We start from the raw sequence: 14,562 nt of genomic DNA, 5'->3' as shown, positions 1-14,562 counted from the left end.
CCTTGTCAACAATGTCGTTTGGTATGGGTCTTAGGCAGCGAGCGCCGTGGGCCCCCAATTGCCGTTCGCAGCCATGCGGGGTAGGGCGCGCGGGCTGTGCGTCAGTCGGAACCAGGTCTTGCCGCCAGGCGCCGGGCCGATCTCAAAAGTCACGAGGGTCTGCGGTGTGTCCGTCTCGATGTCGTGCAAGGTGTAGCGCACTCTGGAAAACGGTACCGTGTCGAGCATTTCGTATTCCGGCATGCCTATGCTTCCGTCCGGTTTACCAAGCCAGCTTTCAGCCAGCTCGGCAATGGTGAGCGCACGCCAAACCTTCTCGGGAGACGATTCCAGAAGATACTCCAAGACAATGGTTTCATGTTCTTTTTCGTCTTTGGCTTCGCTCATTGGTCCATCTCCCTGAGCAGTGTTTGGAGCTTCTCGACCCGTTCTGGCCAGAAGGCGCGATATCGTGTCAGCCAGCTCACCGCAGGCTCCATTCCACCGGCCCTGATGCGGTAGCGCATCTGCCGGCCCAGTTTTTGCTCTTCAATCAGTCCTGCCGCACGCAACACAGCGAGATGCTGCGACACTGCCGGCTGGGATATGGCCAACCCTTCGCGCAATTCCGTCGCGTTGCGCTCGCCGCTGCTCAACCGTTCCAGGATTTGCCGGCGCGTCGGATCGGCAAGGGCTTTGAAGATTTCCGCTTCTGTCATGCCAAAAACATAAGTCGATTCTTATGCGTTTTGCAAGGGGCCTTGTCGGGACTGGCCCATTGCGCAATCGTGTTGGCGGGCTAGGATGCACCAAACCGCGTCCGCGGGGAGGCCACGGCCATTCGGCCAAACATCAGAGTTTTTCATGTCTTATCTGAATTTTCTTCGCGAGAACGCGCGCTGGCTTGCGGGCGGATTTCTTCTCACGTTGTTTTCTTCTTTCGGGCAGACATTCTTCATTTCGCTTTCTGCAGGTGAGATCCGCGCGGAATATGGCCTTTCCCACGGCACGTTCGGCACGCTCTACATGGTGGCCACACTGGCCAGTGCATTCACCCTTCCACGGCTGGGACAGATCGTGGACCGCTATTCGGCGCGCAAGGTCACCTTCATCATCATTCCTCTGCTGGCGCTGGCCTGCATCTCCATGGCGCTATCGCATTCGTTGCTCGTACTGGTGGTGACGATTTACATGCTGCGCCTGTTCGGGCAGGGGATGATGACGCACAATTCACTGACGGCGATGGGGCGCTGGTTTTCTGCGCAGCGCGGGCGCGCGGTGTCTGTGGCGACCCTCGGCCACAATGTGGGCGAGGCAATTCTGCCCCTAGCCTTCGTTGCGGTAGCTGCTCTCGTCGGCTGGCGCAACAGCTGGTTCATCGCCGCAGCCCTGCTTCTGCTGTTTGCCTTGCCGGTCATTTCCGGCTTGATCGCCGTTGAGCGGGCGCCGCGCGCCAGCGATCCAACGGAACGCCGCAGCACCGCCCGTGACTGGACGCGCGGCGAGGTCCTGCGCGATCCCGTGTTCTACCTGCTTCTGCTCGGTGTCATGGCGCCGGGCTTTATCGGCACCACGATCTTCTTTCATCAGGTTTATCTGGTGGAATTGCGTGGATGGTCGCTGGAGGTGTTTGCCTCTTCCTTCACCTTCATGGCCTCGATGACCGTGGTGTTCGCCCTGATTTCCGGGCAGTTGATCGATCGGTTTTCAGCGGTTTCACTTCTTCCCGGTTTCTTGATCCCTCTCGGCTCGGCCTGTCTCATACTCGCGGCCAGCAATGCCCAGTGGAGCGCGTTTGTTTTTATGGGCCTGATGGGGGTTTCCTATGGTTTCTCATCCACTCTTTTCGGTGCGTTGTGGCCGGAGGTCTACGGCATCAGGCATCTGGGCTCCATCCGTGCGCTCACCGTCGCCATCATGGTCTTTGCAACAGCCATGGGTCCGGGCATTACCGGATTCCTGATTGATCGCGGCGTCAGCTATCCGTTTCAGATCGGGATAATGGGGATTTATTGTCTTGCAGCCTGCGTGATGCTTTTGTTTGTATCCCGTGGCCTCGCTGCCCGTCAGCTAGCTGCATAGCCGGTTCTCCTTGCCAATTGCAGCGCTTTTGGATAGGCCCGCACCCATGACAGTCACCGTTCGTTTCGCGCCGTCTCCGACCGGCCATATCCATATCGGCAACACGCGCACCGCGCTCTTCAACTGGCTCTACGCAAAGAAAAGGGGCGGGCGCTTCATTCTGCGTTTCGACGACACGGATGTTGAGCGCTCGCGCAAGGAGTATGCCGATGGCATCTCCCGCGATCTTGAATGGCTCGGCATCAAACCGGATTTGACCGTCGCGCAGTCGCAGAGGTTCAGCCTCTACGACGCGGCGGTGGAAAAGCTCAAGGCCGCGGGGCTTCTCTATCCTTGCTACGAGACGCCGGAGGAGCTGGAGCGTCGGCGCAAAATCCGCTTGTCGCGCCGCCTGCCACCCGTTTACGGCCGCGAGGCTTTGAAGCTGAGCGATGAGGAAAGGGCCGCGCTGGAGGCTGAAGGCCGCAAGCCCCACTGGCGCTTTCTCCTGCCCAATTATCGGAGTGATCCCTTTACGACCGAACGCACGGAAGTCCAGTGGGACGACGTGGTGCGCGGTCCCCAGATGGTGGATCTCGCTTCCATGTCGGATCCGGTTCTGATCCGCGCCGATGGCACTTATCTCTACACGCTGCCCTCGGTGATCGATGATATTGATCTTGGCGTCACGCATATCATCCGCGGCGACGACCATGTGACAAACACGGGCGCGCAGATTGCGTTGTTTAGGGCGCTTTCAGCGGAACCGCCGGCTTTTGGACACCACAATCTGTTGACAACCGTATCGGGTGAGGGACTGTCAAAACGTACAGGTTCCCTTTCCGTCGCCAGCCTGCGCGATGCCGGAATAGAACCCATGGCGGTCGCTTCGCTTGCCGTGCTTATCGGCACCTCAGAGAACGTGACCGCGGCCTCCTCAATGGAAGAGCTGGCCGCGCTTTTCGAACCGACGTCAACGTCCCGGTCGGCGGCGAAATTCGACCCCGCCGAACTATCGGGCCTCAGCCGACACCTCATTCAGACGTTGCCATTCGGCGAGGTCGCGGATCGCCTGTCCCTGTTGGGCATCGCGGGGGACGATGCCGAGGCATTCTGGATCGCCGTGCGCGGCAATCTAGAGACGGTTTCCGAAGCAGAAGACTGGTGGCGGATCGTAAAGAAAAGCCCGGCCAAGGATGCGGATCTATCGACAGAGGACCGTGATTTCGTTCGGGCTGCCGCAAAACATTTGCCTGAGGAGCCGTGGGACGCGGATACCTGGCGCGCATGGACTGGGGCCGTCAAAGCGGAAACCGGCCGTAAGGGGCGCGGCCTCTTCATGCCGCTGCGTATCGCCCTCACGGGGCGGGAGCAGGGTCCGGAGCTCGCAGGTCTATTGCCTCTTTTGGGTCGGGAAGAAACGCTGGCCCGACTATCCTGACACGTCGCTGGGCTGCTTCATCGTCGAATGAGCGGGCTGGAGGGACGGTCTTGTTCAGTACCGGTTCCGGGATTTCACTTTGTTCGACTTCCTGTTTCGGAGGCACTGCCACATAAAAGCTTGGGGACGTGTCGGAGGTCTTTTCGTTTGCGATCAATTGGGGCTCCGGCGCGTTCGTGGTCTCCTCGTCTGAGAAAGCTCGCGCGTCTACTGCTTTTTCCCCTGCCAAGATGGTGAAACGTCTGTCCTTTCGGCAGCTGCAGGTTTCGCGGGAGACGCCTGTGCGACGGTAGCTGAACGCCTTTGGAAGCTCACGATAGGGGGTGCCATCCACCGTCGAAACCATGTCTTCGGCCTCCTCGTTCAAAACGTCATGTGCATAGAGCGCCACCTCCGCTCCTGGACACCGCGCCATACAGGTCTTTTCGTCCCTGGAAAATTTGTCCTTGGATACGGAAAAGGAGATTGGGAAATAATACCCGTCGCACGTCCGCACGCACATGGTTTGAAAAACCGTGCTGGGACGATGCCGCTTGCGGGGCGCTGACGTCGCGCTTTTCTTTGCTGTTTCTCTGGTGCTCTTGCGCGCTTGTGCGGCGCCCTTATCTTGGCAATTGTTGGCCCTCAGCCTTGCCTGAATTCGCGAGCGTTGCGCCTGAGAGCCGCCACCGATGCGGCCTTGCTGCCGGCGCAGTTTCGCGAGGTTGTTCTCCATGCTTGCGGCAGATTTTCTTAGCTGCGCACATTCAGGAATCCGGTTGCCGAAAATACCGAAGCCACACCTTGCCTGCTTCATGCGCGCCCGAACGATGCCGAGTTGCTGCTGCTGCTTTGCTATGGCGCCAGCGTAGTTCCGGCTTTTTTTGGATGAGCCCGACGGCAATGCCGCGAGTTGCGCCTCGAGTGTTTTGCAGATGCGCGATGTTGCTTGGGAAGGCAAAACTGTGACTGCAACGATTGGCATGGCTGTAAAAGCCAGCAAAATCAATCGCAACAGGTGTTTTCCAACCAGACGCATTTTGTGCCCCGCCTGCACTTTCCGGCTGACGCGCGAGCAGACCGCATCGCACTTCGGTATACATCGCCGGTTGAACGGCGAAGTTAAGGCAACCAGGTTAAGCTAGGGTTAGAGACAACAGTTTTTCACCGGCTCGCCTTCTATTCATTCTCCGACCCGACTGGCAGTCAGCCGGTCATGACCGCCTTGCTTTTTTGCAAGGCCTCCACGGCTGCGAGAGCAGTCATGTTCACGACGCCGCGTGAGGTCACCGAAGGTGTCAGAATATGTGCAGGCATGGCCGTTCCAAGGAGAATTGGGCCGACATGCAGCGCATCTGTCATAATCTTCAATGTGGTCAGCGTGATGTTGGCTGCGTCGAGGGTGGGGAAGACGAGAAGGTTGGCCTCTCCGGTGAGCGATGCCTGTGGGTAGACGCGCTGGCGCAGTACCTCAGAGAGCGCGGAATCGCCGTGCATCTCACCATCGGACACAAGATCCGGCGCGATGCGCTTCAGCGTCAATGCGGCTTCGCGCATCTTGATCGAGCTCTCAGAATCGCGTGAGCCAAAATTGGAGTGCGACAGCAGCGCCGCCTTGGGTTCGATACCAAACCGCCGGATTTCTTCGGCTGCCAGAATGGTGGTTTCCACGATCTCGGAAGCCGTGGGGCATAGCGTGACGTAGGTGTCGGTGAAGAATGTCACGCCAAACTGCGAGATCAACATGGAAAGGGTGGAGAGATCGCACACCCCTTCGCGTTTGCCGATGATCATGTCGACATAGCGCAGATGCTTTTCAAAGCGCCCTTCGAGGCCGCAAATCATGGCGTCGGCTTCATCGCGCATCATGGCGATGGCGGCAATGACCGTTGTGTTGGTGCGAACCAGTGTTCTGGCCGCTTCGGGCGTCACACCGCGTCGGCCGGCCAGTTGCACCAGCAGATCCACATAGTCGCGATAGCGCGGGTCATCTTCCGGGTTGATGATGGCGAAGTCCTCGCCAGGTCGAATACGCAGGCCATAACGCTTCAGTCGCGTTTCCACCACATGCGGGCGGCCGATGATGATGGGCTCTGCAATGCCTTCCTCAATCACAACCTGGGCAGCGCGCAGCACGCGCTCATCTTCTCCATCGGCGTAGATCACGCGCTTGGTTCCCGCGCCCTTGGCCGCGGAGAAGACAGGTTTCATCACCAGACCCGAGCGGAACACGAAACGGTTCAGCCGATCAAGGTACTGGTCCATGTCCTCAATGGGGCGTGCGGCAACGCCGCTCTTCATAGCCGCTTCTGCAACAGCCGGAGCGATGCGCAGGATGAGACGTGGGTCGAAGGGTGAAGGGATAAGGAAATCCGGACCGAAGATCGGTGTCTCAGCGGAATAGGCACGCGCCGCGACATCAGAGGGTTCTTCGCGAGCCAAGCCGGCGATTGCCTTCACAGCGGCACGTTTCATTTCCTCGTTGATGGCGGTCGCCCCGACATCGAGTGCTCCTCTGAAGATGTAGGGGAAGCACAAAACGTTGTTCACCTGGTTTGGGAAATCCGAGCGCCCGGTGCAGATCATGGCGTCGGGCCGTGCTTCGCGCGCCACGTCCGGCATGATTTCGGGCACGGGATTGGCGAGCGCAAGTATCAGCGGCTTTTCGGCCATGTTCGCCAACATTTCCGGCTTTAGAACACCGGCTGCCGAAAGCCCGAGGAAAACATCTGCACCACCGATCACTTCGGCCAGCTTGCGGGCCTTAGTGTCCTTCACATAGGGCGCTTTCCAGCGATCCATCTCCTCCTTGCGGCCTTCGTAGACAACACCGTGCCGGTCTGTCAGCCAGATGTTGTCGGTTTTTGCGCCGAGCGAAACAAGCAGATTGAGGCAGGCGAGCGCGGCAGCTCCCGCACCAGACGAAACGATCTTGGCCGAAGCTATGTCCTTGCCTGCCAGTTCGAGACCGTTCAGAACGGCGGCGGCGACGATGATTGCAGTGCCATGCTGATCGTCGTGGAACACGGGGATGCCCATGCGCGCCTTCAACTGCTCCTCTACCTCGAAGCATTCAGGCGCTTTGATATCTTCAAGGTTGATGCCGCCGAAGGTGGGTTCGAGGGCGGCGACGGTTTCCACCATGCGATCGATTTCAGGCGCGTCGATCTCGATGTCGAATACGTCGATGCCGGCGAATTTCTTGAAAAGGACGGCCTTTCCTTCCATCACCGGCTTGGATGCAAGTGGACCGATATTGCCGAGCCCCAGCACTGCCGAACCGTTCGAGACCACGGCCACGAGGTTTGCGCGGGCCGTATAATCGGCAGCGCACTTCGGATCATCATGGATGGCCATGCAGGGGGCGGCGACACCGGGTGAATACGCCAATGCCAGATCGCGCTGGTTGCCCAAAGGCTTGGTTGCTTGGATTTCCAGCTTGCCGGGGGTTGGGTGACGGTGAAAGAAGAGCGCAGCTTCGTCGAATTCTGATCGCTGCGGCTTCTTGTTGTCGGACGACATTGGCTGCTCCACATTATGGCTCTGGCGGCGTGGCCGTTTGGCTTGCGGCATTGCATCCGAGCGTCGCGCAATTTTGTGAAAAGGCTCCGACGCTCGCACGGCCTGATTCATCTCCTGTGCTTAGGCGCTCGCAGAGGCTTTTTCCAGCGTTGAATGTCGCGAAGCAGTTTCATGCGCTGGAATCATGCCGCGACCGGATATTTTGCGGTCTGCTGGAGCCGATTTTCCGTATTGAAACGGTAGTCGTCATATGTCTGTGACATGAATCGGGCCATAGAATGCGCGACTTAACAAGGCTCAGGCGGGACAATGACCGGCGCTGAACACCGCAGATTTCGCGCACTCTTCATTTCAGACGTTCACCTCGGCTCGAAACCGGCAAAGGCCGAGTTTCTGATCGATTTTCTGCGCTATCACGATGCAGACAAGATCTATCTGGTCGGTGACATCGTCGATGGTTGGCGCCTCAGGCGTTCATGGCACTGGCCGGCGGCACATAACGACGTGGTGCAGAAGCTTTTACGCAAAGCGCGCAAGGGTGCCGAGATCACATATATCGCCGGGAACCACGACGAGTTTCTTCGCTCGTTTCAAGGGATCCATTTTGGTGGAATCGTCGTGGCTGACCGGGTGGTTCATGAGACGGTCGACGGGCGAAAGTTCCTCGTCATTCACGGTGACCAGTTTGATCAGGTCGTGCACAACGTACGCTGGCTCGCCTATCTCGGCGACAAGGCGTACGATCTGGCCATTGTCGTCAACCGCGTGATCGGGCGGGTGCGGCGTGTGCTGGGACGACCTTACTGGTCCTTCTCCTCATGGGCGAAGATCAAGGTCAAGAAGGCGGTCAAATTCATTAGCTCCTTCCAGGACGTGCTTGCGCAGGAAGCCCAGCGCTCCGAAGTTGACGGTGTTATCTGCGGTCATATCCACCATGCTGCGATGGAGGATATCGGCGGGGTCACCTACATGAACACGGGCGACTGGGTGGAAAGCTGCACGGCCCTTGTCGAGCATTTCGACGGGCGCTTTGAAATCATCACCTGGGCACAGGTTCTCGGTGCGAACCCTGCGGTCGCCGAGGTCCGGGAAAAGGGGGTGGTGACTGCATTTCAAAGAAATCGGATCAAAGCCGCCTGAGCACTTTCGATACCCGGAAGGCATTTACCCCCAGAGCTGCGGTGAGGGCGGTGAGACCAGCGAACCGGAATAGGAGAGCCCATGAGGGCGATCCTTGGCCAGAAGCAGTGGCCCGTCCAGATCCACGTAATCGGCGCCCTGGGCAAGCAATACAGCGGGCGCCATGGCGAGCGACGTCCCGACCATGCATCCCACCATCACGCCGAAGCCCATTTCACGTGCGCGGTCTCGCAATTCCAGCGCTGCGGTCAGGCCGCCCGTCTTGTCCAGTTTGATGTTGACGAAGTCATAAAGCCCCGCAAGGTCGGGGAGGCTTTCGGCGGTGTGCACGCTTTCGTCCGCGCAGATCGGCACAGGATGCGGGATTTCGCGCAGGAGCTCATCCTTGCCGGCGGGCAGGGGCTGTTCAATCAGAGCAACGTGGAATTCCGCCGCCGCCAGAATGTTCTCGCGGATATTCTTTTCCGTCCAGCCTTCATTCGCATCCACGATAAGGCGGCTGTCGGGGGCCGCGCCTGCCACCGCATGAATGCGCGCCGCGTCGTTTTCTCCGCCCAGTTTCACCTTCAAAAGCGGACGGGTTGCATGCGCGCGCGCCTGGGCGGCCATTTCCTCAGGCTCAGCGAGAGAAATCGTGTAGGCGGTTTGAAGGGGGCGCGGGGGGATGGTGCACGCAGTTACGGAAACGCGCCGACCGGAGAGTTTCGCTTCCAGATCCCACAGCGCGCAGTCGACGGCATTGCGCGCCGCTCCGGCTGGCATGGATTTGGCGAGATCAGCGCGGCTGATACCGTTGGCGATGTCCTCTCGCATCGCTTCAATCTGGCTGATCACGCTCTCCTCAGACTCGCCATAACGGGGGTAGGGCACACATTCTCCCTGCCCACGGACACCGTTTTCGCTCACCGTGCAGGTGACGACTCGCGCCTCCGTTCGCGAGCCTCTGGAGATCGTGAAAACGCCAGCTATGGGAAAGCTCTCGGTGCCTGTGGCCAATTCGCGTGTCATTTCCGCCCTTCTTCTCGCAAAAATCTGAATTATCAGAGGAACATGCCTTATATGGAGGCTGTGTGAGCCGGCAAGCGGTTCCCTTTGGACCTGCTCCGAACTAATGATGGTGCCATGTTGACCAATTCCGTTGACGACGCAAGCGACGCGGGGCGCCCGACCGGCCAGAGTGAGGAACCTCACCTGGAAACAGGCATCGAAGATGGCGTGCTCTCATGCCGCCTTAGAGGCGCGTGGAACACGCGCACCGTGGCTCGGGTCGACGCGCGTATGCGTAAGCTGGAAGCGCAGGATGAGCCGCAGCATGTCCGGATGGATCTTTCCGGGGTGACAAGCCTCGATACGGCAGGGGCGTGGATTATAGAACGTCTTGTCTATGCACATCAAAGGCGCGGTGCCGAGGTCGTGATCAGCGGGGAAAGCGAGGCGGCCAAGATACTTTTGCCCGCGGTGCGGGATGCTGTCGAACAGGATAGCGAAAGCAAGCCCCCGAAAAAAAACGCGCTGTTTCTCAACATGTTGGAGCGGATCGGCCACGCCATGTACGAGGCGCGGGACGATATCATCTATGGTGCTCATATTCTGGGGGCTACCATCGGCGGCGCCCAGATGAAACTTGGCCGCGCGCATGCCATCAATCCTGCCGCCATCGTCAACCAGATTGACCGGATGGGGGTGGGTGCGGTCCCGATTATCGTGCTGATGTCGGCCATCGTCGGCGCCATCATCGCCCAACAGGGCGCGTTCCAGCTGCGGTATTTCGGGGCTGAAATCTTCGTTGTCGACCTGGTCGGAATTCTCATTCTGCGCGAACTCGGCGTGCTGATGACCGCGATTATGATCGCTGGCCGTTCCGGCAGCGCGATTACCGCTGAAATCGGCTCGATGAAGATGCGCGAAGAAGTGGATGCGCTGACCGTGATCGGTCTTAATCCGGTCGGTGTTCTCGTCTTTCCACGTCTCGTGGCACTCATGGTGGCAGTTCCCTGTCTCACCATCGTTGCCAACTTTGCAGCGCTCGGTGGCGCGATGCTGATCGCTTGGCTTTACTCGGGGATCCCGCCGGAAGCCTTTATTGACCGGTTGAGAGATTCCATCGATCTTTCAACGATCTTTGCCGGTTTGATCAAGGCGCCCTTCATGGCTCTGATCGTCGGAATCATTGCTTCCATCGAGGGAATGAAAGTGGGGGGAAGTGCCGAGTCGTTGGGAACCCACGTCACCGCGTCGGTGGTCAAGGCGATTTTCGTGGTGATCGTTGTGGATGGGATGTTTGCCATCTTTTACGCGGCAATCGACTTTTAGGTGGCGGGATGGTGCTAACCCAAGAACGACAGGAAGAGCAGGTGGCGCAGTCGCGCGATGTGGTTCTCTCCGTGCGCGATGTAACAGTCGGGTTTGGTGATACGCTGGTGCTCGATGGCCTTTCGCTTGATGTGTACCGCGGTGAAATTCTTGGCTTTGTCGGGGCCTCGGGCGCGGGAAAGTCCGTGTTGCTGCGTACCATCCTCGGTCTCGTGCGAAAGCAGTCGGGATCCATTCACCTGTTGGGGCAGGATCTCGACGCGGCGACTGATGAAGAGCGACTGAAAGTCGATATGCATCAGGGTGTGCTGTTTCAGCACGGTGCGTTGTTTTCGGCCCTCACGGTCCTTGAGAACATACAGGTGCCGATGCGTGAATATCTGGATCTGCCGCGCGCGCTGATGGATGAACTGGCCTATCTGAAACTCGAACTCGTGGGATTGCCGCGCAACGCTGCGCCGAAATATCCCTCCGAGCTCTCCGGTGGCATGATCAAACGCGCAGCGCTTGCACGCGCGCTGGCGCTTGATCCGGACATCGTATTTCTCGATGAGCCGACCTCCGGCCTTGACCCGATCGGCGCGGCCGAGTTCGATGAGCTGGTCGGGAAACTGCGCGACACGATGGGTCTGACCGTCTATATGGTCACGCACGATCTCGACAGTCTCTTGACGGCGTGTGACCGCATTGCCGTTCTCGGTGGCAAACGTGTGCTCGTGGAAGGCACGGTCGAGGACATGCTTGCATGCGACGATCCTTGGGTGAAAGCCTATTTCAGGGGAAAGCGCGCACGGCAAATCGACCGTACCGCGAGAGGTTAGCAGGTTATCATGGAAACCAGAGCCAACTACGTTCTTGTCGGCTTCTTCACCGTGCTGGTCATTCTGGCTGCATTCGGTTTCGTCTATTGGAGCGCAAATATCGGTGACCGGGGAGAGACGGCAGTTCTGCGGTTTCGGATTCCCGGTTCCGCGTCAGGTCTCTCGCGTGGCAGCGCGGTTCTCTTCAATGGCGTGAAGGTGGGCGATGTTCGACGGGTTTATCTGGACCTTTCGAACCCCAGCGTGGCGATTGCTGACGCTGAGGTCGACCGCCTGACACCGATCACGCGGTCCACCAAGGCGGATGTCGGCTTGGCCGGATTGACCGGCACGGCCAATATCGAGCTGACGGGGGGCGATCCAACGGAGCCTAATCTCTTCGATCTGGCAGAAGAACAGGACACGGTCGCGGAAATCCAGGCGAGTCCTTCAGCGGTGACCAATCTTCTTCAGACCGCGCAGAGCCTGCTGACGCGCGCCGACAATGTGGTGTCCCAGCTTGAGGGATTTACCAAGGACGCCCGGCAGCCGCTGACCGACACGGTCAAAAACGTCCAGCGTTTCTCTGAAGCCTTGGAGCGCAATGCGTCGGGCATCGATTCCTTTCTCGCGAATGTGAGCTCTCTTTCAGAGACGATCTCCAACGTATCGGGCCAGCTCGACAGCACCCTGAAGGCGGCTGAAGAACTGATCACGTCGGTGGATCGCGACAAGATTTCGTCCATGGTGAGCAATTTTGACGAGTTTTCCGGTCGACTCGAAAAGGCGAGCCGCAACATCGACACGGTCATGTCCAGCGTCGAAGAAACGGTGCGCTCGATCGGTACGTTCTCGACCAACGCCAATCAAACGCTGGCCAAGCTCGACGGTGTTCTGGACAGTGTGGATCCCGCCACGGTGAAATCTGCCGTCGGAAATTTCGAAGAAGCAAGCGCTACGGTGAACCGGGCAGCCAAAAGCATCGCCGATGTCAGCGAAACTGTGGACAAGCGCAAAGAAGATATCGATCAGTTCATCACCAATGCCAGCGAACTGGCCAGCCAGTTGAACAAGTCGTCGGTGCGGCTCGATTCGGTTCTCGCCAAGCTCGACGGCATGCTCGAATCCGGTGACGGCGAAGGCCTCATGGCTGATGCGCGTGAAACACTCAAATCGTTTCGCAAGATGGCTGAAACACTTACGGTTCGGGTCGATGCGATCTCCGGAAACCTCGAGCGCTTTTCGGGCGGCGGATTGCGAGAAGTCGAGTCGCTGGTTCGCGATGCACGGCGCTCCATCAACCGGATTGAAAGCGCTGTCACGGACTTCGAGCAGAACCCGCAGCGCATCATAACAGGCGGAGAGGGCACGATTCGTCGTTATGACGGCCGGGTGCGACGTTGACATTCATGCAGCATCATCCCAAACCAGATGAGATAAGGTCGTTGGTTTTTTAACGATTTCAGGGGCTGGTCCCGCCGGGTTCACCGGCGTTCGGATTGAGGAGCGTTTGTTGAGGACGAGGGCGAGGATTATAGCGCTTCTGGCGCTGGGGGGCGTTCTGTCCGGCTGTGCTGCCTTGCCAGGCGGCGGGCCTGCGCCCGTCGATGCATTTGACCTCACCACACCCTCCGTATCGCAGGATGGGCGTCGCGTTAGCCGAAAACAAATTCTGGTGACCGAGCCCACAGCGATAAAGATGCTCGACGGGCAGGACATCGTCGTGAAAACGTCGAGCGGTGCCATTCAGTATCTTGGCGGTGTGCGGTGGGCAGATCGCCTGCCGCGAATTGTCCAGACGCGTATGGCTGATCTCTACCAGCGCTCGGGTCGCTTCGGTGGTGTGGGTATGCCAGGCGAAGGACTGGCAATCGATTACCAGATCCTGGCAGACTTGCGCGCCTTCAATGTCCGTGTGGACGGGCAGGATCGTGCTGAAGTCGAGATCTTCGTTCGCATTCTGAATGATCGAAACGGGGTGGTGCGGGCTTCCCGCATCTTCAGTGCTTCGGTGCCCGTGGGCGGGAGCGGCGGGCAAGCATTTGCTTCGGCGCTCGACCGTGCCTTCGGCACGGCCATGGCCGGACTGGTGGACTGGACTGTGGCGAACATCTGAAGTTTTGGACGAGGCTGATTCAGAAGCGACTGATCACAGTGGCTCCGACCGACTGGAATGTGTCCATCTGCATCAAGGCATCGATTGACTCTTCAAGGCTTATCTGGCGCCCCACAAGGCGATCAGGAGCGAGCTTACCCGCCTGAATCATGGTCAGCATCGCGTCATAACGGTGTGCCTGCATGCCATGACTGCCAAGAATCTCCAGTTCATGCGCGATGACCCTGGCCATCGGCACTTGCGGAGTGCTGTGACCGGCCAGCATCAGCCCGACCTGAACATGCTTGCCACGGCGACGCAGGCTCTGAATGGAATTGAAGCAGGTTTCGGGGTGTCCCAATGCGTCGATGGAGACATGCGCACCACCATTGGTCAGGTCGAGGATCGCTTCAGCGACACTGGACACCCTGGTTGCGTTGATGGTGTTCACGGCGCCGAGTTGACGTGCAAGCTCAAGCTTTTCCTCTGCGATATCCACGGCGACGACATTGGCTCCCAGCGCGCCGGCGATCATGATGGCGGAAAGACCGACGCCGCCGCAGCCGTGTACTGACACCCATTGACCGGCGGAAACCTTCCCCTGATCCACAACCGCTCGAAACGACGTTGCGAAACGGCAGCCTAGGCTCGCCGCGGTCACGAAATCCATGGTTTCAGGCAGTGCCACAAGATTGAGATCGGCCTGGTCGATCGCGACGAATTCTGCGAACGAGCCCCAGTGGGTAAAGCCCGGTTGGAACTGATTGTGGCAGACCTGTTGGTGGCCGGCATGACACTCGGGGCAGGTTCCGCACCCCCCGACAAAGGGAACGGTGACCCGATCGCCGACCTTCCAACGCTGTACATCCCTGCCGATGGCTTCCACAGTGCCAGCCAATTCGTGACCGGGGACATGCGGAAGCCGGATGTCCGGGTCGTGCCCCATCCAGCCATGCCAGTCGCTGCGACAAACTCCGGTAGCCTGGACCCTGATCACCACGCCGTGGGTGGTGGGTGTCGGGTCGGGCAGGGTAGCGATCTGGGGCGCTTGCGCAAAACTCTCAAAAAGAACGGCTTTCATATGGATCTCTCAAAGGCTGAAATCTTGAGGGCTGGATCACCAGGGCTGTTGATGATGTGCCAGGGGCAGAGGGATTGTCTTGTTCCTGCGGGCATTGTGCTTTGGCGCAAATAGTGTCCGGCCGCTGTGTGCGCGGACCTGAATGCCGCTA

Annotated in this window: 13 protein-coding genes; 7 read left to right on the top strand and 6 right to left on the bottom strand. The window is 59.0% G+C overall.

Annotated elements, in window-relative coordinates; genetic code table 11:
• Nucleotides 1–30: 30 nt before the first annotated feature.
• Nucleotides 31–387, bottom strand: coding sequence for an SRPBCC family protein (locus AC2CHD_RS03045; RefSeq protein WP_484552531.1), 357 nt, complete (start codon nt 385–387; stop codon nt 31–33).
• Complete coding sequence (locus AC2CHD_RS03040) at nt 384–698, bottom strand: ArsR/SmtB family transcription factor (protein ID WP_229449137.1); 315 nt, start codon at nt 696–698, stop codon at nt 384–386. The genes AC2CHD_RS03045 and AC2CHD_RS03040 overlap by 4 nt, the downstream gene beginning before the upstream one ends.
• Nucleotides 699–843: 145 nt before the next feature.
• Between AC2CHD_RS03040 and AC2CHD_RS03035 the strand changes: the two genes are divergently transcribed.
• Together AC2CHD_RS03035 and gltX are read left to right on the top strand one after the other, a co-directional pair.
• Nucleotides 844–2,061 (top strand): MFS transporter, encoded by a 1,218-nt coding sequence (locus AC2CHD_RS03035; RefSeq protein WP_484552530.1) that lies wholly within the window; start codon nt 844–846, stop codon nt 2,059–2,061.
• Between the two features lie 46 nt (nt 2,062–2,107).
• On the top strand, nt 2,108–3,481 hold the full coding sequence (gene gltX / locus AC2CHD_RS03030; protein ID WP_484552529.1) for a glutamate--tRNA ligase: 1,374 nt from the start codon (nt 2,108–2,110) through the stop codon (nt 3,479–3,481).
• Here gltX and AC2CHD_RS03025 read toward each other — a convergent pair.
• On the bottom strand, nt 3,399–4,499 hold the full coding sequence (locus AC2CHD_RS03025; protein ID WP_484552528.1) for a DUF2865 domain-containing protein: 1,101 nt from the start codon (nt 4,497–4,499) through the stop codon (nt 3,399–3,401). The genes gltX and AC2CHD_RS03025 overlap by 83 nt on opposite strands.
• A 167-nt stretch (nt 4,500–4,666) precedes the next feature.
• Entirely contained in the window at nt 4,667–6,982 is a 2,316-nt protein-coding gene (locus AC2CHD_RS03020) for an NADP-dependent malic enzyme (RefSeq protein WP_484552527.1), read from the bottom strand.
• 309 nt (nt 6,983–7,291) lie between these two features.
• Here AC2CHD_RS03020 and AC2CHD_RS03015 point away from each other — a divergent pair, with 309 nt between their 5' ends.
• Nucleotides 7,292–8,122: a UDP-2,3-diacylglucosamine diphosphatase gene (locus AC2CHD_RS03015; RefSeq protein WP_229449142.1), complete on the top strand. Its 831-nt coding sequence runs from the start codon at nt 7,292–7,294 to the stop codon at nt 8,120–8,122.
• Nucleotides 8,123–8,146: 24 nt separating this feature from the next.
• On the opposite strand, the gene dgcA is transcribed toward AC2CHD_RS03015, so the two are convergent.
• Nucleotides 8,147–9,130: an N-acetyl-D-Glu racemase DgcA gene (dgcA, locus tag AC2CHD_RS03010; protein ID WP_484552526.1), complete on the bottom strand. Its 984-nt coding sequence runs from the start codon at nt 9,128–9,130 to the stop codon at nt 8,147–8,149.
• A gap of 114 nt (nt 9,131–9,244) precedes the next feature.
• On the opposite strand from dgcA, the gene AC2CHD_RS03005 reads away from it, so the two are divergent.
• The 4 genes from AC2CHD_RS03005 to AC2CHD_RS02990 all read left to right on the top strand — a co-directional run bounded on the left by AC2CHD_RS03005 (nt 9,245) and on the right by AC2CHD_RS02990 (nt 13,351).
• Nucleotides 9,245–10,435: an ABC transporter permease gene (locus AC2CHD_RS03005; protein ID WP_484552525.1), complete on the top strand. Its 1,191-nt coding sequence runs from the start codon at nt 9,245–9,247 to the stop codon at nt 10,433–10,435.
• A gap of 8 nt (nt 10,436–10,443) precedes the next feature.
• On the top strand, nt 10,444–11,256 hold the full coding sequence (locus tag AC2CHD_RS03000; RefSeq protein ID WP_229449145.1) for an ABC transporter ATP-binding protein: 813 nt from the start codon (nt 10,444–10,446) through the stop codon (nt 11,254–11,256).
• A gap of 9 nt (nt 11,257–11,265) precedes the next feature.
• The gene (locus AC2CHD_RS02995) at nt 11,266–12,639 is read left to right on the top strand and encodes an MlaD family protein (RefSeq protein ID WP_229449146.1); all 1,374 of its coding nucleotides are present in this window, start codon (nt 11,266–11,268) and stop codon (nt 12,637–12,639) included.
• Nucleotides 12,640–12,748: 109 nt separating this feature from the next.
• A complete protein-coding gene (locus AC2CHD_RS02990; protein WP_229449147.1) occupies nt 12,749–13,351 on the top strand; it encodes an ABC-type transport auxiliary lipoprotein family protein in 603 nt (200 codons plus the stop codon).
• A 19-nt stretch (nt 13,352–13,370) separates the two neighbouring features.
• Here the strand turns inward: AC2CHD_RS02990 and AC2CHD_RS02985 are convergent, their stop codons facing one another.
• Nucleotides 13,371–14,411, bottom strand: a complete 1,041-nt coding sequence (locus tag AC2CHD_RS02985; RefSeq protein WP_484552524.1) for a zinc-dependent alcohol dehydrogenase family protein — start codon at nt 14,409–14,411, stop codon at nt 13,371–13,373.
• Between the last annotated feature and the right edge of the window lie 151 nt (nt 14,412–14,562).

Source organism: Nitratireductor sp. ATLC21 (genome assembly GCF_057196525.1).
Note: the sequence above shows the minus strand (reverse complement) of the source record. Positions and strands in the feature narration are given on the sequence as shown.

Bases quoted from the DNA above. Each gene is read 5' to 3' on its own strand.
- AC2CHD_RS03035 (WP_484552530.1), top strand. From the start codon at position 844: ATGTCTTATCTGAATTTTCTTCGCGAGAACGCGCGCTGGCTTGCGGGC.
- AC2CHD_RS03040 (WP_229449137.1), bottom strand. From the start codon at position 698: ATGACAGAAGCGGAAATCTTCAAAGCCCTTGCCGATCCGACGCGCCGG.
- AC2CHD_RS03045 (WP_484552531.1), bottom strand. From the start codon at position 387: ATGAGCGAAGCCAAAGACGAAAAAGAACATGAAACCATTGTCTTGGAG.
- dgcA (WP_484552526.1), bottom strand. From the start codon at position 9,130: ATGACACGCGAATTGGCCACAGGCACCGAGAGCTTTCCCATAGCTGGC.
- AC2CHD_RS03015 (WP_229449142.1), top strand. From the start codon at position 7,292: ATGACCGGCGCTGAACACCGCAGATTTCGCGCACTCTTCATTTCAGAC.
- AC2CHD_RS02985 (WP_484552524.1), bottom strand. From the start codon at position 14,411: ATGAAAGCCGTTCTTTTTGAGAGTTTTGCGCAAGCGCCCCAGATCGCT.
- AC2CHD_RS03025 (WP_484552528.1), bottom strand. From the start codon at position 4,499: ATGCGTCTGGTTGGAAAACACCTGTTGCGATTGATTTTGCTGGCTTTT.
- AC2CHD_RS02995 (WP_229449146.1), top strand. From the start codon at position 11,266: ATGGAAACCAGAGCCAACTACGTTCTTGTCGGCTTCTTCACCGTGCTG.
- AC2CHD_RS03000 (WP_229449145.1), top strand. From the start codon at position 10,444: ATGGTGCTAACCCAAGAACGACAGGAAGAGCAGGTGGCGCAGTCGCGC.
- AC2CHD_RS03020 (WP_484552527.1), bottom strand. From the start codon at position 6,982: ATGTCGTCCGACAACAAGAAGCCGCAGCGATCAGAATTCGACGAAGCT.
- AC2CHD_RS03005 (WP_484552525.1), top strand. From the start codon at position 9,245: ATGTTGACCAATTCCGTTGACGACGCAAGCGACGCGGGGCGCCCGACC.
- gltX (WP_484552529.1), top strand. From the start codon at position 2,108: ATGACAGTCACCGTTCGTTTCGCGCCGTCTCCGACCGGCCATATCCAT.